The sequence below is a fragment of the Butyrivibrio sp. NATIVEDY162 genome, assembly GCF_045999815.1.
Lineage (GTDB): Bacteria > Bacillota > Clostridia > Lachnospirales > Lachnospiraceae > Butyrivibrio.
Genome location: NZ_CP172573.1, coordinates 136,648 through 159,299, shown reverse-complemented (window position 1 = coordinate 159,299; position 22,652 = coordinate 136,648). Strand labels below are relative to the sequence as shown.

The 22,652-nt window shown below is 40.6% G+C and carries 18 protein-coding genes and 1 other RNA gene; 4 read left to right on the top strand and 15 right to left on the bottom strand.

Annotated elements, in window-relative coordinates:
* Positions 1-10 precede the first annotated feature (10 nt).
* Entirely contained in the window at positions 11-847 is an 837-nt protein-coding gene (locus tag ACHCNF_RS00575) for an AraC family transcriptional regulator (RefSeq protein ID WP_408070859.1), read from the top strand.
* On the opposite strand, the gene ACHCNF_RS00570 is transcribed toward ACHCNF_RS00575, so the two are convergent.
* Complete coding sequence (locus ACHCNF_RS00570; RefSeq protein WP_408070858.1) at positions 837-1,946, bottom strand: cation diffusion facilitator family transporter; 1,110 nt, start codon at positions 1,944-1,946, stop codon at positions 837-839. The two genes, ACHCNF_RS00575 and ACHCNF_RS00570, sit on opposite strands and share 11 nt — an antisense overlap.
* Before the next feature lie 157 nt (positions 1,947-2,103).
* Here ACHCNF_RS00570 and ACHCNF_RS00565 point away from each other — a divergent pair, with 157 nt between their 5' ends.
* Complete coding sequence (locus ACHCNF_RS00565) at positions 2,104-2,703, top strand: NUDIX hydrolase (RefSeq protein ID WP_408070857.1); 600 nt, start codon at positions 2,104-2,106, stop codon at positions 2,701-2,703.
* On the opposite strand, the gene mnmA is transcribed toward ACHCNF_RS00565, so the two are convergent.
* From mnmA to thrC, 12 genes are all read right to left on the bottom strand, one after another.
* Positions 2,698-3,783, bottom strand: coding sequence for a tRNA 2-thiouridine(34) synthase MnmA (gene mnmA / locus ACHCNF_RS00560; RefSeq protein WP_408070856.1), 1,086 nt, complete (start codon positions 3,781-3,783; stop codon positions 2,698-2,700). The two genes, ACHCNF_RS00565 and mnmA, sit on opposite strands and share 6 nt — an antisense overlap.
* A gap of 111 nt (positions 3,784-3,894) precedes the next feature.
* A complete protein-coding gene (locus ACHCNF_RS00555) occupies positions 3,895-4,287 on the bottom strand; it encodes a metal-sensitive transcriptional regulator (RefSeq protein ID WP_408070855.1) in 393 nt (130 codons plus the stop codon).
* 27 nt (positions 4,288-4,314) lie between these two features.
* Positions 4,315-5,058 carry an energy-coupling factor ABC transporter ATP-binding protein gene (locus ACHCNF_RS00550; RefSeq protein WP_408070854.1) on the bottom strand — a complete coding sequence of 248 codons (744 nt, stop codon included), beginning with the start codon at positions 5,056-5,058 and terminating at the stop codon, positions 4,315-4,317.
* A gap of 119 nt (positions 5,059-5,177) precedes the next feature.
* Positions 5,178-5,951 carry a cobalt ECF transporter T component CbiQ gene (gene cbiQ / locus ACHCNF_RS00545; protein WP_408070853.1) on the bottom strand — a complete coding sequence of 258 codons (774 nt, stop codon included), beginning with the start codon at positions 5,949-5,951 and terminating at the stop codon, positions 5,178-5,180.
* On the bottom strand, positions 5,951-6,943 hold the full coding sequence (locus tag ACHCNF_RS00540) for an energy-coupling factor ABC transporter permease (RefSeq protein WP_408070852.1): 993 nt from the start codon (positions 6,941-6,943) through the stop codon (positions 5,951-5,953). The genes cbiQ and ACHCNF_RS00540 overlap by 1 nt, the downstream gene beginning before the upstream one ends.
* A gap of 429 nt (positions 6,944-7,372) precedes the next feature.
* Positions 7,373-9,298 carry a YgiQ family radical SAM protein gene (locus ACHCNF_RS00535; protein ID WP_408070851.1) on the bottom strand — a complete coding sequence of 642 codons (1,926 nt, stop codon included), beginning with the start codon at positions 9,296-9,298 and terminating at the stop codon, positions 7,373-7,375.
* Entirely contained in the window at positions 9,298-10,596 is a 1,299-nt protein-coding gene (locus ACHCNF_RS00530) for an aspartate aminotransferase type Ic (protein ID WP_408072169.1), read from the bottom strand. Before ACHCNF_RS00530 ends, ACHCNF_RS00535 begins: the two co-directional genes overlap by 1 nt.
* Before the next feature lie 114 nt (positions 10,597-10,710).
* Complete coding sequence (locus ACHCNF_RS00525) at positions 10,711-11,940, bottom strand: EAL and HDOD domain-containing protein (RefSeq protein ID WP_408070850.1); 1,230 nt, start codon at positions 11,938-11,940, stop codon at positions 10,711-10,713.
* Positions 11,941-12,067: 127 nt separating this feature from the next.
* Positions 12,068-12,277: non-coding RNA, 6S RNA (gene ssrS, locus ACHCNF_RS00520), on the bottom strand.
* 217 nt (positions 12,278-12,494) lie between these two features.
* Positions 12,495-14,312, bottom strand: a complete 1,818-nt coding sequence (locus tag ACHCNF_RS00515) for an aminopeptidase P family protein (protein ID WP_408070849.1) — start codon at positions 14,310-14,312, stop codon at positions 12,495-12,497.
* 105 nt (positions 14,313-14,417) lie between these two features.
* Entirely contained in the window at positions 14,418-15,797 is a 1,380-nt protein-coding gene (locus tag ACHCNF_RS00510; RefSeq protein WP_408070848.1) for a citrate/2-methylcitrate synthase, read from the bottom strand.
* A 125-nt stretch (positions 15,798-15,922) separates the two neighbouring features.
* Positions 15,923-17,407, bottom strand: a complete 1,485-nt coding sequence (gene thrC, locus ACHCNF_RS00505; RefSeq protein ID WP_408070847.1) for a threonine synthase — start codon at positions 17,405-17,407, stop codon at positions 15,923-15,925.
* Between the two features lie 215 nt (positions 17,408-17,622).
* Here thrC and ACHCNF_RS00500 point away from each other — a divergent pair, with 215 nt between their 5' ends.
* The gene (locus ACHCNF_RS00500) at positions 17,623-18,453 is read left to right on the top strand and encodes a hypothetical protein (protein WP_408070846.1); all 831 of its coding nucleotides are present in this window, start codon (positions 17,623-17,625) and stop codon (positions 18,451-18,453) included.
* 99 nt (positions 18,454-18,552) lie between these two features.
* Entirely contained in the window at positions 18,553-19,602 is a 1,050-nt protein-coding gene (locus ACHCNF_RS00495; RefSeq protein WP_408070845.1) for an FAD:protein FMN transferase, read from the top strand.
* Positions 19,603-19,616: 14 nt separating this feature from the next.
* Here ACHCNF_RS00495 and ACHCNF_RS00490 read toward each other — a convergent pair whose 3' ends face one another.
* A complete protein-coding gene (locus ACHCNF_RS00490) occupies positions 19,617-20,279 on the bottom strand; it encodes a flagellin (RefSeq protein WP_408070844.1) in 663 nt (220 codons plus the stop codon).
* A 337-nt stretch (positions 20,280-20,616) separates the two neighbouring features.
* Positions 20,617-22,644 (bottom strand): methyl-accepting chemotaxis protein, encoded by a 2,028-nt coding sequence (locus tag ACHCNF_RS00485; RefSeq protein WP_408070843.1) that lies wholly within the window; start codon positions 22,642-22,644, stop codon positions 20,617-20,619.
* Positions 22,645-22,652: the final 8 nt, after the last annotated feature.

Genomic DNA, 22,652 nt, shown 5'->3' with positions numbered 1-22,652 from the left:
ACTTATAAGAATGGTTATAACAGGTGTTGATAAATGCAAATTTGTTGATTATACCAAGTCTAATGACTTTTATCTGTTTGAGGTAGGGCGCTATAAATGCGGGCCTGGATACAGTTATGGCCCTATCGTCAGAACAAGAACCATCTTTCATTACGTATTATCGGGAAAAGGACACCTTGAAATTGGCAATAACAGATTTGAAATTCACGGCAATCAGGGATTCCTGATTCCCGCAGGATGTAAAGCATTCTACGAGGCAGACGCTGAAGATCCTTGGGAATATTCCTGGATTCATGTTGATGGCCCAAGAACTCTTGAGCTGTTTGGCAACGCAGGCATTACTTTGGATAATCCAATTTTCTATCCAACATCCGATGCTTCCAAAATTGCAGACTGCATAGAAGATATATACAAAAACAGTAACAAGGAGTGCTATTGTTACGCAAAAGTTTACGAAATTTTCGACTGCATCACCGAAACCTCACAAAACCGCGTTATCAATGAGATAGATCCCAGGCTGGCATATGTAAAGAGTGCAATTAATTTTATTCGTCTTAAATATTCTGAGCCAATAGGGGTTGAAGAGATTGCTACAGCAGTAGGTTTAAACAGGAGTTATCTGACACGTCTGTTTAAACATGCCACAGGCTATACTCCCCAGTCCTACCTTGCAAGTTATCGCATAAAAAAGGCTTCCGAGCTGCTGCTTGAAACAACGGAAACAATAGGCCAGATAGCATTTCTGGTCGGTTATTCCGATTCCTTCACATTCTCAAAAGCCTTTAAAAGATTAAAAAATGAATCACCAAATGAATACAGGAACAATAAGGGTTTTATCAATCACTAAAATCCCTGTCCATATTGATATTGAAATTATATTGCGGAAATGTTTCCTTTAACTCGGCAATTACATTGTCATGTAGTTTATCCTTATCCTTTTCCTTAAAAGAAACTACCATGTCAAAAGCCACTTCATTCTTTACCTCGTCAAAATAAAATCCATGGATCTGCTTTACATTCTCATGATTTTTAATAATTTTCCCTGCTATTTCATTTCTAAGTTTTCCTGCTTTGGAACTATCTGAATTCTGTGAATAAATACTTATTCCCTCTATAGCAACTCCATGCTCCTCATATACCTTGGACACAATTTCTCTTTGCAGCTGATCCAACCTTGGAATTGTAATATTCTCAGGAACCTCGATATGCACTGAACCAATATATCTGTCAGGCCCGTAATTATGAAGAAGAAGATCATATGCTCCCTGTACTTCTGGAAAAGAGGCTATAGTCTTTTTAAGTTCAACTGAAAGCTCGTTATTTACTCTCTCTCCAAGTATCAGAGACAGATTGTCGCGGAGCATCTCAAGACCTGCCTTTATTATTACAAGAGAAATTATCGCGCCCAGCCATGCTTCAAGACTTATCTTTGTAAAAATAAATACTATTGCTGCAAGAAAGGTTGAAGCAGAGATAACAGAATCAAGCTTGGCATCCTCACCTGAAGCAACAAGTGATTCAGAATTAACTTTCTCTCCCACCTTCTTAACATATGTCCCAAGAATGATTTTGACAAAAACAGCCACCACAACTATAACAAGCGATGAAACCTGATAATTAGGAAGTTCAGGACTTATTATCTTTTTTACTGATTCCACCAAAGAAGTTATTCCTGCATAGAGAACGATTACAGATATTAGTGCCGCACTAAGATACTCTATTCGACCATAACCAAGAGGATGCTTTTTATCAGGCTCTTTGCCCGCAAGCTTGGTACCTATAATAGTAATCACCGATGAGAGCGCATCACTTAAATTGTTCACGGCATCAAGCACAATAGCGATCGAACCTGATATTATCCCGACTACTGCCTTAAATCCTGCTAATAATATGTTTGTTATTATTCCAATGATACTTGTTTTAATGATAGTACTATTTCTGTCCATGATGCTGATTCTCCTTGAGTTAATATATTTGTACTGCTGAAAATATCAATTTATTTATCTATTATACACACATAATCTATTGCGGGAAAATTTATGTAGTTAGTTTTAATAATTAATATTCGACGACATATTGTAACCCGGGTATTATAATAAGGACATGAAAGTAGAAAAACTGATTTCAAAACTAAGAGAAACTGAAAAAATATCTCTGATACCTGAAAAGAGTAGCGCTGTGATAATCCCCTTAATTGAAATTTCTGGTGAAGTTAATGTGGTTTTCACAGTGCGTTCAAAAAGCCTTCGTTTTCAGCCGGGAGAAGTATGCTTTCCGGGTGGCCGGATTGAAAAGGGAGAATCTGCCCTGGAGGCTGCCTTAAGAGAACTGAAAGAAGAACTTCTAATATCTGAAGGAGTTCATATTCTATGCAGTCTGGCTCCCATGTTTGGACCCACAGGAGCTGCGGTATATCCCTTTGTAGCCCTGCTGCATGAATATGATATGACATACTCTCCATCCGAAGTGGATCAGGTATTCACTTATCCCTTGTCTTATTTTAAGGATCATCCGCCCGTGCGCTATCCAATGCAAAAAAGAACATTTGCCCCTGATAATTTCCCTTACCGTAAGGTAACAGACGGAGCAGATACCTATGAATGGCACATACAAAAATATGATATGTGGATCTATGAAGATACATATCCTGTTATCTGGGGCTTTACAGGAAGACTTTTACACGAATTTTTGGAAATGTTATGAAAAGCTTTTTGTTATAATGCCACCTCCAAGTACCACATCTCCATCGTAAAGTACAGCAGACTGCCCTGCGGTTATAGCGCGCTGAGGCTCATCAAAAAGTATTCTGCAAATACCGCCTTCTTCCTTCGGTAGTGTCACAGTAGCCGGCTGCTCTTTGTGTTTATATCTTATCTTTGCATTGCATCTTATATCGCCCTCCGGCATCTTACCGGTTATCCAGTGAAAGTCTCTGACCATAACCTCTTTCTCGAAGAGGTCCTCGTTATCAGAAAGTACAACCCTATTGTTTTCAACATCAAGCCTTGTAACGTAAAGCCTTCTGTCAGCAGGGACTCCAAGTCCTCGTCTCTGTCCAATTGTATAATTGATTATTCCATTGTGATGACCAAGGACGTTTCCTTCCTTATCCACGATATCTCCGCCAGGATAGTCATTTCCTCTGTAGCGTTTTATCATGGAAGCATAATCACCATCAGGCACAAAGCAAATGTCCTGCGAGTCACTCTTATGTGAAGTAACAAATTCATTATTCTCTGCGATCTGTCTGGCTTCAGTCTTGGTAAACTCTCCAAGGGGAAACATGGTATGTGAAAGCTGTTCCTCTGTAAGGTCATAGAGCACATAGCTTTGATCCTTATTAAGGTCTGTAGCTTTTTTCAGGTAAAAATGTCCGTCCTTCTCCTCGATTCTCGCATAATGTCCTGTGACAATATATTCACAGTCAAGTTCTTTAGCCTTTTTATAAAGTATGTCAAATTTCAGGTATTTGTTGCATCTGATACAGGGGTTTGGCGTTTCCCCCCTCTCATAACTGCACACAAATGGTTCAATTACATTATCTATAAACTCTTTTTCATAATGAAAAATATGGTAGGGTATTCCTATCTTTTCGGTAACTGCCCTGGCATCATCAGTGTCTTTTTTGCTGCAACAGGTTCCAAAAAGATCCTCTCCTATCATATCATTTTCATATAGGCGCATTGTACAACCTATGCATGAAAAGCCCTTCTCCTTCATAAGTTCCGCCGCAACGCTGCTGTCAACTCCACCGCTCATGGCAATAAGTGCTGTCTTACTCATAATAATTCCTCTTCTATCGACCTAAGAGTTACCGCTTGCGGTAAAACGACATGAGGAGGAACCCATTTATGGGAGGAGTCCTGATGTCATTTATCCCTTAGGTAGTTTATATTATATAAATTTCTGGACTGCCTTCTGAAACTCTTCCACTGCTGTCATATCCCCATCTTCAAGAGCATGTACAATGCAGTGTGACATATGTTCATTTATTATCTCTTTTCCCAGTCCCTTTAGTGCTGAATTGACTGCGGATAACTGCATCAAAACATCCGCGCAATCCTCGTCATTTTCTATCATCATTTTGACATGATTGAGATGGCCTATTGCTTTACTCAGCCTGTTTAGCTGCTTTTTCTTTTCCTCCGGAGAGTGATAATGTGCGTGACTGTGAATAGCTGTTCCATCCGTCTTATGATCATGCTCAAGATGGCTGTATTCATGTTCATGATGCTCATGATGGCCATATTCATGATGCTCATGATCTTCTTGCTTATGATTATCCATTATATCCTCATCCTTTATCTAAATGTTCTAATGCTGAAATCTGAGTGGAAGCTCTAATCCATGTGATTCGAGAAGTTCCTTATCCTTAAGTATAACATCAGCCGTTCCGTCTGCCATTATTCTTCCATCATCCAAAAGAACAACTCTCTCACAGGTATCCATAATAAAATCCAGATCATGCGATGCCACAATCTTAAGGCAGGTCAATTCATTCAGAATACCTATCAGATTGCGTCTGTTTCTTGGATCAAGTGCAATAGACGGTTCATCCATAAGTATTATATCGGGTTTCATGGACAATATAGTTGCAATTGCCGATAGCTTCTTCTCTCCACCGGACAGCTTATAATTCTGTTTTTTTCTGAGATTTTCGATATGCACTCTGTGAAGTGCCTCAGTCACCCGCCTCTCAACCTCTTCCTCGGACAATCCATAGTTTCTGGGTCCAAATGCCACATCTTCTTCAACCGTAGACATAAAAAGCTGACTGTCAGAATCCTGAAAAACATAGCCTATATGTTCTCTTATATGGTTAAGGTTGGCCTTATTTACTGTATGCCCTGCAACCTCAAGACGTCCATCATAGTCAGTATATAATCCCACCAGAAGCTTTAACAGTGTGGACTTACCTATACCGTTTGCGCCGATAAGTCCTATGCTTTCGCCATCATGTGCATGCAGGTTTATATCAAATAAAATCTGCTGATTCTTTTCATATGAAAAATTCAAATTTTCAATTGTAAGCAGTTCTCCATGAACTCCCGTATGCATGTTAAGTCCTCTCTGAAATTCATAAGCTTCAACAGGCTTAAAAAAATTTATCAGGTGCTATATTATAACAAAATATGCTGAATAAAAAAATGATCAGATGCTCTTCTTGCTGCAACCTATTAAAACAGTTTCACATGTCTGATAATAACAAATATCAATATCCAAGCAAAAGCATAAATAAAATCTATCGCCTTAGCTTTCAGTTTTTCCTGATCAAAATCTCCCTTAAATCCGCGAAGAAGCATACTTTCGTAAACAATTCCTGCTCGATCCATGCTTCTTATTAGCCACATGCCAACAAGTGTTCCCCAGGCACTATAATGGATTCCCTTTTGCTTTGGTGCGCGAAGCTTATAGGCGGTAACAATTCTATCTGCCTCTTCACCCATTATATAAAAATATCTCTCTATTAAAAGGATAACGATCACGATGATTCTCGGAACATGAATGATCCTGAGTGCCTGGCACAATTTCTCTATTGATGTGGTAGCTATTAGAATATACGCCGCAAGAACAGCATAAAATCCCTTCATCATCAGCGTAAGCATAGAAATCACGCCACCAGTTATTCCACATTCACCGATATAAAAAAGAATCTCTTTATCAAAAAAGGGGTTTAGTATTCCGACAAAAATGACTAGCGGAAGAATCAGTCTCATACGATAAATTCCTGTTCTCAAAGAAAGTTCTCCCAATATAAATCCAAATATTGGATAAACAGACATTAGAATAAGTGGCGCTATTTCGTACTTACCAAATGAAACTACTGTAAAAATATATAAAACGCTAATAAGCAGCTTTCCCAGAGGATGAAGATCATTCATCCAATGAGAACGCTGCCATAATTCTTGTATCTTTTGAAATTCCTGAAGCCTTTTTTCTATTGAATCCATTAAACCTTATTTTTCTTCTTAAAAAATCTGAATGCATAGCAGGCTGCAACAAGAATTGCCACCACAACCAAAGCACCCACAATACCTGAAAAGCTGGTACCTGCTACACTCTCACTGTTTTTAAATGCATAGTCAGGAAGAAGAGATGTAGCACTCTGTATACTCTCAGCAACGGCATAAGCACCGCCCTGTGCTTCTAGTTCTGTTGTTCCTGCAACCTTCTCCATTGACCATTCAAGGCCATCCGGGAAAGCTGAAGCAAAAAGAGAAACAACTCCTCCGCAAACAGCTGCGATCACACCAAGTACAATGACTGTAGTCTTAAGTGAAAGTCTGCTTTCCTTTTCATCAGATACTCCCCATAAAAGCTCAGGTCTTGCTTCGTTGACAAAAATAAGCACAGCTGCTGTTATAAGTCCTTCCACTGCCCCGATAGCAAGATGGATGGGCTGCATGGTGCCCACAAAAACAGAAAAAGGAAGCTCTGTTATACCTGAAGCAAGAGTCTCCATGCTTACTGAAAGCGCACCGAGCTGAAGTGTAAGTACGCAGCCAAGAATAGATGAAATAATAATCTTAGCCCTTGAAGCTCCGGTTTTCATAATAGGTTTCCATATTAAAAGAGCACCTATAAAGCACCCGTAAAATGCCATATTCCATATGTTACACCCTAAAGCCAGCAAGCCTCCGTCAGCAAACAACAGGCATTGAACCAGCAACACTCCTATCATAGTCAAAAATCCGGCATAAGGACCAAGAAGGGCCGAGAGCATCATTCCTCCGCAAAGATGTCCTGAAGATCCTGTTCCTGGAATAGTGAAGTTGAGCATCTGTGTAGCAAAAACAAAAGCTCCCATAACTCCCATAACCGGTATTTTCTTAGGATCGTTTTCCTCTCTTACCTGCTTAATTGAATAAGCTGCCGCACCGGTCGATAAAACATACATAGTTCCTGCAACTGCAGGTGAAACGAGGGCATCTGCCATATGCATAATATAAAATCCTCCAATAGTATTGACTTATTGAACTGAGCAAAATACACAGAAGCTTTAACAAACCCCTTAAAGCGCATTATTATCTCAGTACCAGGGATAAGTATACTCATCCATCTCAGCGCATACAAGCCCCCCTGGGGGTTAAAAAGCATAATATTGTCACAAAAAAATCAGTTAATTATGCAATTCAATCATATTTTGCATATTGTTTGCAATTGTATCTCGCTTTATGATTTTATTATATTTACTTAAAACTTTCCTAATAAACATTATTGTTCTTTTAGGCTTCGGACATACTTTAGACAAATATAAACGCTATCATATACTTATCAGAAGTGAGAACTTCTGACTCCCCCAACAAAACTTTTTTCATACCAGAGCTGTCAGATTCCCCATCTGACAGCTCCTCCTCCGTTTAGGGGTATTTTATTTTCTTCCCCGCTTTTTTCTCTTAGACTGTTTCATTGTTCTATTTGTTAAAGAAGCTTTTCCTGAAGCATTTTTTCCTGAGGCTTTCTTTCCTGAAGGAGCCTTTCCTGTAGTATTGTTCCCTGCCGGCTTGCGCGGTGGTATCAGGAACTGAGGCCCAAATCCAATGAGGTCCTCTCTATGTTCTCTTAAAAGTGCTTCCTTTACAAGATCATAATTTTCAATTCGTCTAAACTGAATCAGAGCTCTCTGCATAGCCTTTTCATGTGGATCCTTGGCTACATAAACAGGCTCCATGGTAAGCGGGTCAATTCCCGTATAATACATACATGTTGATACTGTTCCGGGAGTAGGATAAAAATCCTGCACCTGCTCGGGACTAAGCTTATGCTTGCACAGATACTCAGCCAGGGCAATTGCGTCCTTAAGCGTACTTCCGGGATGTGACGACATAAGATATGGCACAGCATATTGCTGCATTCCCAACTGTTTGTTTACTCTTTCAAATTTCTCAATAAACCTGTCATAAACGCTCACCTTGGGCTTACCCATTTTGGCAAGAACATTATCTGATATGTGCTCCGGTGCCACACGAAGCTGTCCACTTATATGGTGCTTACAGAGTTCCCTGAGGAACGAATCATCTTTATCTGCCAGGAGATAATCGAATCTTATTCCTGAGCGCACAAATACTTTTTTTATCCCGGGAAGGTTTCTTAATTTTTTGAGAATGCTCAGATAATCACTATGGTCAACATCCATGTTTTTACAAACCTCCGGATGCAGGCACTTCTTATCAGGGCAAGCCCCAACCTTCATCTGCTTCTTGCAGGCAGGTTTTCTAAATTGGGCAGTGGGGCCTCCAACATCATGAATATATCCTTTAAAGCCCTCCTCCTGAAGAAAAAGCTTTGCCTCTCTTATTATGGAATCATGGCTTCTGCTTTGAATGATTCGCCCCTGATGAAAAGTAAGGGCACAAAAATTACATTCGCCAAAGCATCCTCTGTTTGAGGTTATGGAGTATTTTATCTCATCAAATGCCGGAATTCCTCCGGCCTTATCATAGGATGGATGCCAGGCTCTAAGGTATTCTCGCTCATATACATCATCAAATTCCTGCTGTGTCAGCGGTCTGGATGGTGGATTTTGTACAACAAAAAGGCTCTTATCGTAGGTCTCGTAGAGCCTCTTCCCATTGAAAGGATCTGTATTTTTATACTGTATTCTAAAGCTCTCTGCGTACTTCTTTTTATCGTTTTTTATCTCTTCAAAAGCCGGGAGCTTTATGGCATCATAAATATTTTCCTCGTTTCTTGTTTTAAAGACTGTTCCGTTTATGAAAGTGATATCAGCTACATTCAACCCTGAAGCAAGCGCATCCGCAATCTCAACTATACTTACTTCTCCCATGCCATAAGAAATAATATCCGCACCTGAATCAAGCAGTATGGATCTTCTCACTTTATTTGACCAGTAATCATAGTGTCCAAGCCTTCTAAGACTGGCCTCTATACCGCCTATTATGATGGGCTCATGCTTATAGACTTTTCTTATCAGATTGCAATAAACGATAGTCGCATAGTCAGGCCTTCTTCCCATCTCTCCACCGGGGCTGTAGGCGTCTGTCTTTCTTCTCTTTAATGCAACCGTATAATGATTTACCATGGAGTCCATATTACCTGCGGATACCAGAAAGCCCAGTCTTGGAGTTCCAAGGGCCATTATGCTCTTTTCATCACGAAAATCCGGCTGACAAATAAGGCCCACGCTATAACCGTGAGCCTCAAGTGTTCTTGTGATAATGGCAGCACCAAAGCTTGAATGATCCACATATGCATCGCCGCATACATAGACAAAATCAAGCTGATCAATGCCACGTTCTAACATATCTTCCCTACTGAAAGGAGGAAACTGATTCATTATTTATTCTCTTCCATTTCCTTTAAAAGCTTATTTGCATAAACAAGTCTTACGCAAACAGTAAATATTTCCATAGCTATACGAAGATCTGACAATGAAGGATATGTAGGAGCAATTCTGATATTGCTGTCCTTGGGATCCTTCTTGTAAGGATATGTAGCACCGGCTCCTGTCATAGTAACACCTGCCTTCTTAGCCCTATCTACAATAGCCTTGGCACAACCTTCGGGAGCATCAAAACTGATAAAATATCCTCCCTTGGGTCTTGTCCACTCTCCGATGTTATACGGAGCAAGATCTCTGTCAAGTATCTCAAGTACTGTCTCAAATTTAGGTCTGATAATAGCAGCATGTTTTTTCATATGAGCCTTCATGCCTTCAATATCACCAAAGAATCTGACATGGCGAAGCTGATTAACCTTATCGTGTCCGATAGTCTGGTGTGACAGTTGTGCCTTGATCTCCTCAAGGTTATTAAGTGATGTGGCAATAGCTGCTATACCGCTTCCGGGGAATGTAATCTTGGAAGTTGATGAAAACTTATATACCATATCAGGGCTTCCTGCCTTTTTACACTCCTCAAGAATCTCTATAAGATAATCCTGATCATCGTCATAAAGGTGATGAATTCCGTATGCATTATCCCAGAAAATACGGAAATCTCTTGCAGCAGGACGAAGTCTTGCAAATCTTCTTACAGTTTCATCTGAATAAGAATATCCCTGAGGGTTGGAATACTTAGGTACACACCAGATACCTTTTATAGATTCATCTTCAGATACAAGCTTCTCAACAACATCCATATCAGGACCTTCGGGAGTCATCTGAACAGGTATCATCTCTATTCCAAAGTATTCAGTTATGGCAAAATGTCTGTCATATCCGGGAACAGGGCAAAGGAATTTAACCTTATCCAGCTTACACCATGGTGTATTACCCATAATACCGTGCGTATAAGCTCTTGAAACTGTGTCATACATAACATTAAGTGAAGAATTGCCATAAATAATGATATTCTCCGGCTTATTCTCCATCATTGCACCTATGAGTACCTTTGCCTCATAAATTCCATCAAGCACACCATAGTTACGACAGTCAGTTCCATCCTCACAGGACAGATCCGCCTCGGAATTAAGTGCATCCATCATACCCATGGAAATATCAAGCTGTTCATGGCACGGCTTACCTCTTGCCATATTAAGAGTAAGATCCATATCCTGAAATCTCTTGTACTCAGCCCTTAAGTTTGCAAGCTCTTGTTCAAGCTCCTGCTTAGTCATCTCCTTATAGTCTTTGATCATAATAGGCTCCTCTTTCTTTTAAACTGCAAAAATTATACAACATTATCTATAAAAAAAAAATAGTCAGCGCATAAATATGCGCTGACTAAACATTTTATAATTTCATATTGATTATTTGATCGGATCAATCAGATCTCTATACCATTTAAGTGCATCTGTATAAGCTGCGTATATCTCTCCCATATCAAGATTTTCAAGAATCATAAGTCGTGAAACTTCCTGCCAGGATGCGTTCTCATATTCATACATTAGCTGCATTATTGGCCACAGATCACCTTTCTTACGAAGAAGAACGTCTTCTATCTTCTTAGACACATGCACAAGCTTAAGCGACTGCTCCATGGTCTGGTCAAGCATAATATCAAGAAGTGAAAACAGTCCTGCAAGAAAAAGCTCCGATGCCAGTCCTTTTAATCCAAAGCAACCGGCAAGATTCTCGGCAAATTTTGCTCTTACCATGGAAATGCGCATGATCTCACTTGGTTTGTCAGAACACAATTCCTTAGTAACTGCTGTGTTGATCCATTTCTTTAGCTCCTTTTGGCCAAGCATGGCCGCAGCATGTCTTACAGAGGTTATCTCTGAATTTATGGTCATATGGTTTACCATTTCCAAGAGAGATATTACAAGTGCAGGGTCTTTTCCTATGACATCGGCAGCATCCTGAAGCTCAAAGTCTGCATTATTAACCACATTCAAAAGTTCAATATATGTAACCTTCAAAGGCGCTACATTTTTTTCTGACTCTTCAACAGGTACTCTGAAAAAGTTACCCTCATAGAGATCATATGCGCCATCAGTAGTCAGTCTCTCATAATCATCATTAGTATCTACGCCAACTGCACAGAGCTTAATGTCCGGATATGACTTCTTAAAATATATCTTTGCACTGCGTATATTGATTTTTCTGTGATCAAGAAGAATGTAATCGCACATCTCAAGAATAGGCTTGTAGGTTTCGAACTGATTACCTGCCAGCTTGCGAATGGCTATCTTATATCCCTGTCCGCGCAGATCCCACAGCCTTGAGAGATATGGTTCTTCAGGAAGAACAGATGTATCAAGAAGCAATACTATAATGTTCTTGGGAGCTTTACATTGCTCTTCAATATTGGCAAAAAGAGAAATATTGGTGATCTCGACGAACACTTCTTTCCCACCTGAAAGTACAGATGTGCCAATACTCTCCACAATATCAAGTCCCACTATATTAACAACATTATCCAGGAAACCGGTGCCCATGAGATGGGGATTCATAAGATGATTATCTCTCTGCGCAAATACAGAATATGCGCATACTTTCATTTCATCATCAAACAACGGGATCAGTGAAGCAAGCATTTCATTACTCCTTTCGAACTCTTCCGAATTTCGTAACTATTTGTCTGTTAATTTATTATATCATCACTAAAAAGTATAGACAATATTAGTAACGAATAAAAAAAACAGCCAAATAAGGCTGTTTATAAAATCCCCCGAGAATGCCGGTTCCGGTTATTTGACTCCTAGCGAACGCCAGGTGGGTTACCGCAGCCCTTTTCGCTGTCTTCCTCTCCCATAGCTTGTCTGCACATGTGCAGGGCCGGAGGCGTGACATTTGAAAATGCAATCTAGGTGTCCCGTTTAAAGTAACTGTAGGTTCAAATTACACCGGAGTTGTCGAACATCCCAGGCGAGCTCAAGGCTCGTTATAAACCACTCTTTGGTGGTTCTTTAATTACATTATAATTCATGAATAAATATGGTCAATAGATTTTCCCTAAAAAATTCTTAATATTATATGAAGAAAAGCGCATGAAATCTACACTTCACACGCTTTTCCATGTAATTTTATTTCTTGATTTATTATATGATGCGGGTGTTAAAAGTATCTTTTGACACCTATATCATTATATTCAAAGAGGCTTTGTTTCTTCCTTAAGCCATTCCTGTATCTCAGGCTCTTCTATCAGCGGAAGAAGTTTTTTGCAGACCATCTTATGGTACTCATTTATCGCCTTAACTTCTCTCGGCTGCAGATATTTCTTGTCGATAGCCTCACGATCAAGGGGCACATAAGTCAGATGTCTAAACTCCATAAACTGCCCATCGCTGTTTTTCTCACCGCTTACAACCTCAAGAATATTCTCGATTCTTATACCGTGTTTACCTTCAATATATACACCGGGTTCGTCTGAAACAATCATTCCTTCCTTGAGTGGAGCTTCGTCCTCTGAGGATCTGGACTTCCATCTGATGCTGTGAGGGCCCTCATGTACGTTAAGCATGTAGCCGATACCATGACCTGTACCGCACTTATAGTCAATTCCTATGTTCCAAAGCGGCTGTCTTGCCAGGATATCAAGGTTTCTTCCGTTGCATCCTTCAAGGAAGTGTGCACCCGCAAGCTGTAGCATTCCCACTGCTGTAAGAGTATAGTGTTTTTTCTCTTCATCTGTAACAGGACCAAGTACTATAGTTCTGGTTACATCGGTGGTTCCTCCCATATAGGTTCCGCCTGAATCCACAAGCAGAAATCCCTCAGGTGAAAGCTCTGCATTTGACTCTTCCGTAGCTTCATAATGCATCATAGCTGCATTATCCTTATATGCACTTATTGTCGGGAATGAAAGCTCAATATATCCGGGAAGAGCAGCTCGCATCTTATCAAGGTGCATCGCAGCGGTATACTCATTTAATTTTGTTCCACCCGCAACCTCTTTTTTTACCCAGTAAATAAACTTAGTAAGGGCAGCAGAATCTCTGAGATATACCTCTCGTATATTTTTGATCTCAGTTTCATTCTTGCATGCCTTCATCATCTCTGTAGGATCATAGATATTTTTAATGCCTGCTCCTGCTGATTCTGAGTTATCCTTTATGGTTCTGTATACAGAATAGCTTACGTTTCTCTCATCATAGAGAGTTATACCTTCATATTCGTACTCGTCAAGCCATGAAATAATTCTGTTATAAGCCACAAGATCTATGCCATTTTTTTCACAATATGCACGAACCTCATCGTTTAACTCTTCAAACTGAACAAACATGCTCACAGTCCTGGGAGTAATAAAGAGGTAGCTTAGAATAACAGGATTGCATTCAACATCATTGCCCCTTAAATTAGTGAGCCAGCAAATATCATCAAGCTTGCAGAGAAGATACGCATTTGCTTTTTCTTTTTCCATCACTGCTCTTACATCAGCAAGCTTCTCTGCAAAGGTTTTTCCGCAAAGCTCATCTGAAAGAACATAGATGGGATTGCACGGAAGAGCCGGTCTGTCAGTCCATACCTCACCTGCCAGATCTTTATCAAATTTAATCTTTATCTGCTTTTTCTTAAGCTTATTTTCATAAGAAAGGCCTTCTCTGGCAGGAACAACTTTACCATCAAAGCCAAGCACCTGGCCGTTTGTCATATTATCAAAAAGATATTCAGCAATTGTGGGAACGCCCTCCTCACCCATCTTAAAAAGAGTGACACCTGTTCCTTTCATCTCACGCTCAGCCTGTATGAAGTATCTTCCGTCAGTCCACATCCCGGCAAAATCCTTGGACACTACAAGTGTTCCGTTGGATCCCGTAAATCCGCAGAAGTATTCTCTGGCCTTAAAAAAGTCCGCAGAATACTCTGAGTTGTGATAATCAGATGTTGGCATAAGATAATAATCTATGCCATAGAAAGCCATCTTTTCTCTAAGGGCAGAAAGTCTGTCCTGTATTACTTTGTTCATTAAAAAATCCTCCCAAAGAGCCCTATATGCAAATGTATCCTGTCCATGCGAACAATGATACTGCGACGTCTTTATAAAAAAAGTCAGGGTTCTTCATTTAATTATCTATCTTTCATCCATAGGCACATAATCATGAGTACCGCTCACGGCCATGTACGCAGGTCGAATGATCTTACTGTTATTTGCCAGCTCTTCCATTCTATGAGCACTCCATCCAACGATACGCGCTATGGCGAACATCGGAGTAAAGAGTTCCTCCGGAAGCTCAAGCATTTTATATACAAATCCTGAATAGAAATCGACATTTATGCTTACGCCCTTGTACATCTTACGCTCATTGCTGATAACCTCAGGCGCAAGACGTTCTACAAGCTCATAAAGAGCAAGTTCTTTTTCCATTCCCTTTTCCTTGGCAAGCTTAACAGTGTACTCCTTAAGAAGTACAGCTCTTGGATCTGATTTAGAATAAATAGCGTGTCCCACACCATATATCAGACCTGCCTTGTCAAACGCTTCCTTATGCAGAAGCTTTTTAAGATATTCCTTTACCTCTTCCTCACAAGTCCAGTCCTTGAGCTCTTTCTCCATCTGATCAAACATATGGATCACCTTGATGTTGGCGCCACCGTGACGCGGCCCTTTGAGTGATCCTATGGCAGCTGCAATTACAGAATAAGTATCAGTCATGGACGAACTTACAACATGTGTGGTAAATGATGAGTTGTTACCGCCGCCATGCTCCATGTGCAATATGAGGCAGATATCAAGAAGTCTGGCCTCCAGCTCAGTATATTTACTGTCAGGTCTAAGCAGATACAGAATATGCTCTGCCGTAGACAGCTCTGCCTTGGGAGGATGAATGAAAAGACTGTTGCCCTCATGATAATGGTTATAAGCCTGATAACCGTATATTGCAAGTAGCGGGAAAAGACTTATCATCTGAAGACTCTGTCTCAAAACATTGGGCATTGAAACGTCATCAGCGTGATTATCATATGAATACAATGTAAGCACACTTCTTGAAAGTGTATTCATCATATCCTTACTTGGTGCCTTCATAATGATATCTCTTACAAAGCCTGTGGGAAGAGATCTGTAAAAGCCAAGAAGCTCCGTAAAGCCTCGCAGCTCTTCCATGGTAGGAAGCTTTCCAAAAAGCAACAGATATGCTGCCTCCTCAAAGCCAAACTTTGAGGTGCTGGCAGTTCCGTGGACAATGTCCCTTACGTTTACTCCGCGGTAAAAAAGCTCTCCGTCTGCAGGAATTCTTTCCCCATTTACTTCCTTAGTTGCATTAATTGTGGAGATATTGGTAAGGCCCGTCAGAACACCCTTACCATTTAAGTCTCGAAGACCTCTTTTTACATCATATTTTGAAAAAAGATCCGGATCTATTCTGTCTGCGCCCTCAACAACCTTCGCGAGATCTACTAATTCCGGTGTATTATCTGAGTAAATGTTTCTCTCGTTATCTTTGTTTCCCATACTACCTCCTGTATTTATTTTTATTATTTTGCCTCGCTAAGTAAAACATTGTAGTTCTGCTCTCGGGCGTTGCCCTCGCCAGAACTAAGTAAAATACTAAGCTCGAAAGAACCTCGCTAAGTATTTTACTTAAGGAACTCCCTTACAGCGTCTGCGAGGCCATCTTTTCCGACAATCTTATTGTGTCTTACAGCTGCATTTCTTATTGAAGTTACTGCTTCGGGAATCTCCACCCCTGATACCTCTGAAAGCTTATCTGCAAGCTGGAAATCATCAAGTCCTTCCTCGTCCTTTCCAAGAGCCTGCATAACGCTTCTTGTGAACTTGTATGGGCTTGCAGTTGAAGCAATAACAGTAACTGTCTTATCCCCTGTCTCCTTCACATATTTATTATACACACTGGAAGCCACAGCAGTGTGAGTATCAATAAGATATCCTGTCTTTTCAAAGAGCTCTCTGATAGCTGCTGCTGTCTCTTCCTCTGTGGCATATCCGCCGCGGAAGCATTCAAGTGCTGCCTTCATGGAATCGCTTATCTCATATTTGCCCTTCTCAGTCAGTTCCTTCATGTAAGAAGCATCCTTCTCAGCATCATCACCTGCTATATGATATATAAGCCTCTCAAGGTTAGATGAGATTAGAATATCCATTGACGGTGATGTGGTAAGAATAAAATCACGGTTTCTGTCGTACTCACCTGTCTTAAAGAAATCATATAAAACCTTGTTTGAATTTGAAGCACAGATGAAAGTTTTGATGGGAAGACCCATTTTTCCTGCATAATAAGCAGCAAGAATATTACCAAAGTTACCTGTTGGAACTACGACGTTTATCTCATCTTTGTCAGCTATTCTGCCCTCCTTGAGAAGACGGGTGTAAGCATAAACGTAATATACAATCTGCGGAACAAGTCTTCCTATGTTGATAGAATTAGCTGAAGAGAACTGGAAGCCCTTGGCATCAAGCTCCTTTGCAAACTCAGGATCTGTAAATATCTTCTTAACGCCTGTCTGAGCATCATCGAAATTACCATCGATTCCGATTACGCAGGTGTTATCACCTTCCTGTGTGACCATCTGCTGTTTCTGGATAGGAGATACTCCGTCCTTGGGATAAAATACGATAATCCTTGTTCCCGGAACATCAGCAAAGCCGGCAAGTGCAGCTTTTCCTGTATCTCCGCTTGTTGCTGTAAGAATTACGATCTCATTTTTGATCTGGTTTTTCTTAGCCGCAGTTGTCATTAGATAAGGCAGAATTGAAAGAGCCATATCCTTAAATGCTATTGTTTTTCCGTGATAAAGCTCTAAGTAGAAAGCTCCGTCCGCCTCAGTCAAAGGAGCCATCTCCGGTGTATCAAACTTGGAGTCATAAGCATGATCAATACAATAACGAAGCTCTTCCTCTGTAAAATCCGTAAGTAAAAGCTTCATAACCTGATAAGCAGTCTCGCGATAATCCATCTCCTTGAGTTCAGATAGACTTTTATCAAGCTTCGGAATGTTGTCCGGAACAAAAAGTCCTCCGTCTGATGCAAGTCCCTGCAGTATTGCCTGTGATGCAGTTACCTTCTGCTTATCTCCTCTGGTACTAGAATACATAACGTTCATGTTGCCTGGCTCCTCCATTTTCTTGTTCTTTCTTTATTAATTATGATAAAATAAAAGTAATAAAAGATGACTCTTCATACATGAGTCTTAGATATTTTTCTTATGAAAAATTTATACTTTGAGTAAAAAGTATACCACAAAAGTGAATATAAATACAGTTTTTACATATGATACTTAGTAACTGCCAGATTTAAGCTTATGGGGGTAAACTTAAAATGAACGGTAAAGTTGCGGGGGTGTATGAAACTTGTTTAAAGGACGGGACAAAGTCCTTCAGAGCGTCAATAACATTTAAGGGGAAGCATATAGCACTTGGTTCTTTTTCTGATGCCACAACTGCAGGTAAGGCCTATTTACTGGCGCAAAAAATCCTGACTGACAATTCCTATGAGCTATCATCCTACAGGAAAGGCCAGTCTCTTCCTTTCGAGAAATGCGTAGTCCTTGTTAATTTCCGTGATAAGGGGCTTTACATTCCTACGCCAATTTACCTTGAGAAGAAATATTTTTTCTATTATCTGTCGCAGCATCACACACTCATCTTCGATATAGATGATCTGTTCTACTATTCTTCTCACAAGATAATGAAACGAGGTTCACATCTTTTCGTTGCTGATTACGGCTCGCAGATAAGTATACTCAGCAGATACGGTATCAGAAGCTACGCTGTTGAAGGGCGGGATTACCGCTTTGCCAACGGCAATTCAAATGACCTTCGTTACGAAAACATAGAAGTTTTAAACCGATACCATGGTGTACGGCAGTATGCGGAACGCGGTTTTCAGAAATATAAGGCCGTAATCCACGTAAATGGGAACTTTGTTATAGGAAAATACAACACCGAGGCCGAGGCTGCCATAGCCTATAACAAGGCTGCTGACATTCTAAAGAAAAACGGGATTGATAAAAACTATATGCAAAACTATATAGAGGATCTGTCTGCATCCGAATATGCGAGTATTTATACAAAAATACGCATATCACCCAAAATAATGAAGCTCTCCTCTGCCAGTTTAAAGGATAAAGATATGGCTAAGGAAGCATAATACTCCGGCAAAAGGAACAATAAATACATGCATTCATTTTTTTCCAATATCAGTATTACAAAAATAAAAAATACCCGCAAATTACTGCGGGTATTACTTATGTCAGTATTTATGTCTATTTACGTTTTTCTCACCTCCTGCGGTATGCAGACAGATAATAAATCCATGGAGCAGGTGGGCTTTTTCTTCGACACAGTCGTGACCTTTACGGCATATTATAAGGATTTCACATCATCTGACTCATCTTTTTTTACAAGGTACTCAGATGCTGAAAAAAGCTGCAGCGAATTTCTTGATGAATGTCAAAAGGCCTGTGCCCGATATGACCTTCTTTTTTCTACTACCAAAGAAGGCGGAGATATCTGGAATATCAATCACTCCGGAGGGGCTCAGGTTGAGGTAGATGTTGACACTTACAGGCTTATGCAGAAAGCTCTGTACTATGCGGAGCTTTCAGACGGTGCCTTTGATCCCACCATAGGAACGGTTACCGACCTTTGGAATTTCCATGCAGATACGGATAAGGCTGTTCCTGATAGCTCCTCTCTTCAGGAAGCTCTGTCCCATGTCGATTATAGGAAGGTTATTTTGTCAGAAAAAAATGAAAAGTACTACGTACAACTCTCTGATAAAGATTCCCGCATAGACCTTGGTGGCATTGCAAAGGGTTATATTGCCGATAAATTAAAAGAGCTCTATATTTCAAAGGGTGCAAAAAGCGGCATAATCAATCTTGGCGGAAATGTATTGTTAATTGGCTCCAAGCCATCAGAAAACGGAACTACCACATTCTATACCACCGGCGTACAAAGGCCCTTTGGCGATTCCAACGATCCGATTGTAAAACTCTCATTGGAGGATTGCTCTGTGGTCACATCCGGTATATACGACAGATTTTTCGAAAAGGATGGCCAAATCTATCACCATATCCTGAACGCGAAAAACGGAATGCCTGTTGAAAACAATATTTTCAGCGCTACCATTGTCTCAGAATCATCCGCAGACGGTGATGCTCTTTCCACCATTTCCTACATGCTTGGCACAGAAAAAGGGATGGAACTTATTAATTCCATCCCTGATACTTATGTTCTGTATGTAACAGATAAATATGAAATTGTATCCTCAGAAAATTTTCCCGGCATTAAGTAATTAACACCTTTGTATCAAAGCATGATATTCATATTGCTCTTTTGAGCCTCATCATCCAGCTGTTTTTTCTGCATCTGAAGACGATATGCATCAAGGGTCTGATTCTTTCTGAGTTCTGTGATCTCCTCAGCTATATCAGTGTCAGCTATGCTGCTCTCTGCACTAAGGAGATTTTCTCTTGCTATTGAATTATAGCTTACGTTGTGCTCAAGACCGTTTGTTACCGCACCAACGCCGCCTCTTGCCTCACTTACATTCTTAAGTGCACTGTCAATTGACTCGATGTCATTTACATCAATATTGTCAAGTCCAAGCGACTTCATCTGAGATGAAGTAAGTCCCTGTCCGATGCCCTTCATAAGCTGAGAGTTTGCACTTGCAATATCTCCTCTCTCGCTGTCAGACAAGGTACCATTCTGGGCATAAACAGCGTTCTCACGCATGCTCTGCAAGTAGTCCGTTACGCCATCGAGAACACCGTCCTGAATATTCATCTGGCCAATGTTATCTCTGCCGTTTCTGATACGGACATCCGCGGTTCTCTGCTCTTTTTCAAGCTTCTGACTTATAGCCAGCTCGGCCGGTCCGTCAGCAGCTCTTTGAAGCTTGTTTCCACTGGCGATCTTGCCATAGGAATAATCATTGGTATAACTGTTACTTCCTATGCCTCCTATCATATGTGCGCTCCTTTCTTCCTCCATGAATAAGGATAAATCCATTTTCGCGCCGCAGCTCCTCTCCGGTCCCCACCATTAATAAGCTGCTCGGCATGCCATCTGCAGAATGATGACACACTTAGGATCCTTCCTGAACCATTCTGCCACTCAGGGCAGAATAACCATAGTTAATTAATACAATAACATTTTCTGTATATTTTGTAAATATATATGTTGATGTGATTATATATAAAAATTTGTCACACTTTTTATATGATGTAAACAAGAAAAACCTTCCCTCCGCATTACAAATACAGAGGGAAGGCGCATCTCATAGCAAGTTATATTCGAGCCGGTATCAAACCTTGAACCCACTGATAAGGTTCTCAATTTTGTCAGATGAATCCGATACAGCCGTTGCACTGGTATCAACGCCCTTGGAATTCTCAGCAACCATCTCAGCACTGGATGTAAGATGCGTAGCAGTTGCACTGACCTCCTGTGTACTTGCTGACTGCTCCTCAGAAATTGCTGCCATTGAGGTAGCAATCTCATCAACGCTTCCAACCTTGGCAATCATCTCACCCACAATATCACTGGTCTCATCAAGGCTCTTAAAGATTTCCTCGAAGGTTGCGCCTGCGGTATTAACAGCATCCATGTTTGCATTTATCTCATTCATGTTAGCCTGTGATTTATCTGACAATTCCTTAATCTGTGCAGTTATATCCTTGATAATTGCAGCAATCTGAGTTGTAGACTCAGCACTGTTATTGGCAAGCTGACCAATCTCAGTAGCTACTACTGCAAAGCCTTTTCCTGCATCTCCTGCTCTGGCCGCTTCAATAGAAGCATTGAGTGACAAAAGGTTTGTCTGAGATGCTATGGAGTTGATGATCTCGATTATGGAATTAATCTTGTCAGCTGATTCTCCAACATCTCCAACTACTCTGTTCATATCTTCCATGGATTCTGCAATGCCACTCATACCGGTCTGTACAGCCTCCATATCTCTCTGTCCATCCCTTGCCTTTGTAACAAGACTGTCCATGGTTTCTCTTGTATGATTACTCTTATCTGTAAGGTTGCTAACCTCCTGCGCAAGAGTTGTAGCCTGGTTTGCGAGTTCCGTAACAGCATCTGCCATGTCATCCATTGCGCCCTGGATCTGCTGCATAGCCTTGGACTGTTCATCAGCCTGAATATTAAGATCACTGGAAGCGTTTTTGGAATTCGTAGCTTCACCTGCAAGCTGATTAGTTACATTTCTTAGTTCAGTAAGTGTATCTCTCATCTGCTGAACGTATTCAAACATATTATTGTTCATTACGCCGATTTCGTTGTCATTGTCTTTGCCCTTCTTGATATTTACAGTGAAGTCGCCGCTTGCTATTCTGGTGATATTATTTGTAAGTGCACTTACAGGTTTTGTAATAAGTGCATTGATGGCCTGAAGCATTACTACAGCCATAATGAGTATCATTATTGCCGCAAGAATCGCACTGATCAAAATAAAATTATACAGGGGTGCTAAGATATCGCCTTCAGCTACGAAGGAAACGAGAATCCAATTTGTCCCATCAACCTGATTGAAGGATACGTAATAAACCTTTCCATCCGTTCCCTTTATATGCTTAATCTCGGTAGTGCCGCCTGACTTGACTATTCCTGCAACTTCCTGGATAAATCCATCGCTTGGATATTCGCTTACATCTTTACCTATCTGATCAGCAGCAGGAGATCCCACCATTATCGATCCATCAAAAAGCATAGTTGATCCTGTCTTTAAAGGTTTAAATGCGCTGGATTTTTCAGAAACACCTTTAAGAACAATATCAGTGGACATAACACCGTTTCTTCCATCTGTAAGATTAATTGATCTTGATCCGCAAACAACCATTTCTCCAGTCGTCATATCAACCGAAGGAGCACCGAGCGCTATTGTTCGGGATGCTGAGCCGGTCTGATACCACTCTCTGGTAGTGGGGTCATAATCTGCATCCGGCACCCAGTCGCCACCATCCACAAATGTATCTTTCCCCAATGCTATATAAACATCTATTACCTCATTGGGATAGGCCTTCATTCCGGGAATCAGCGCTGCCTTAATAGCTGCTTCATCCACATTGGCTATGGTCTCAATAGTGTCCCCAAGACCATTGTAATAATTCTTAATGCCATTCATTGTTTCAGCAAGATCCGCTGCATTGGCCCTTGCCTCTTCATACAGACCGTTAGAAGCTTCGTCAACTATTACTGTCCTTGCCCTAATTGCTATAAATACTGTAACTATTGCTATTGCTACAGCAATCATTGGCAGAATTAGCAATAGCAGCTGACCACTGATATGCTTGACCTGCTTTCTTTCGACTGTTGTTCCTGACATTCTTAACA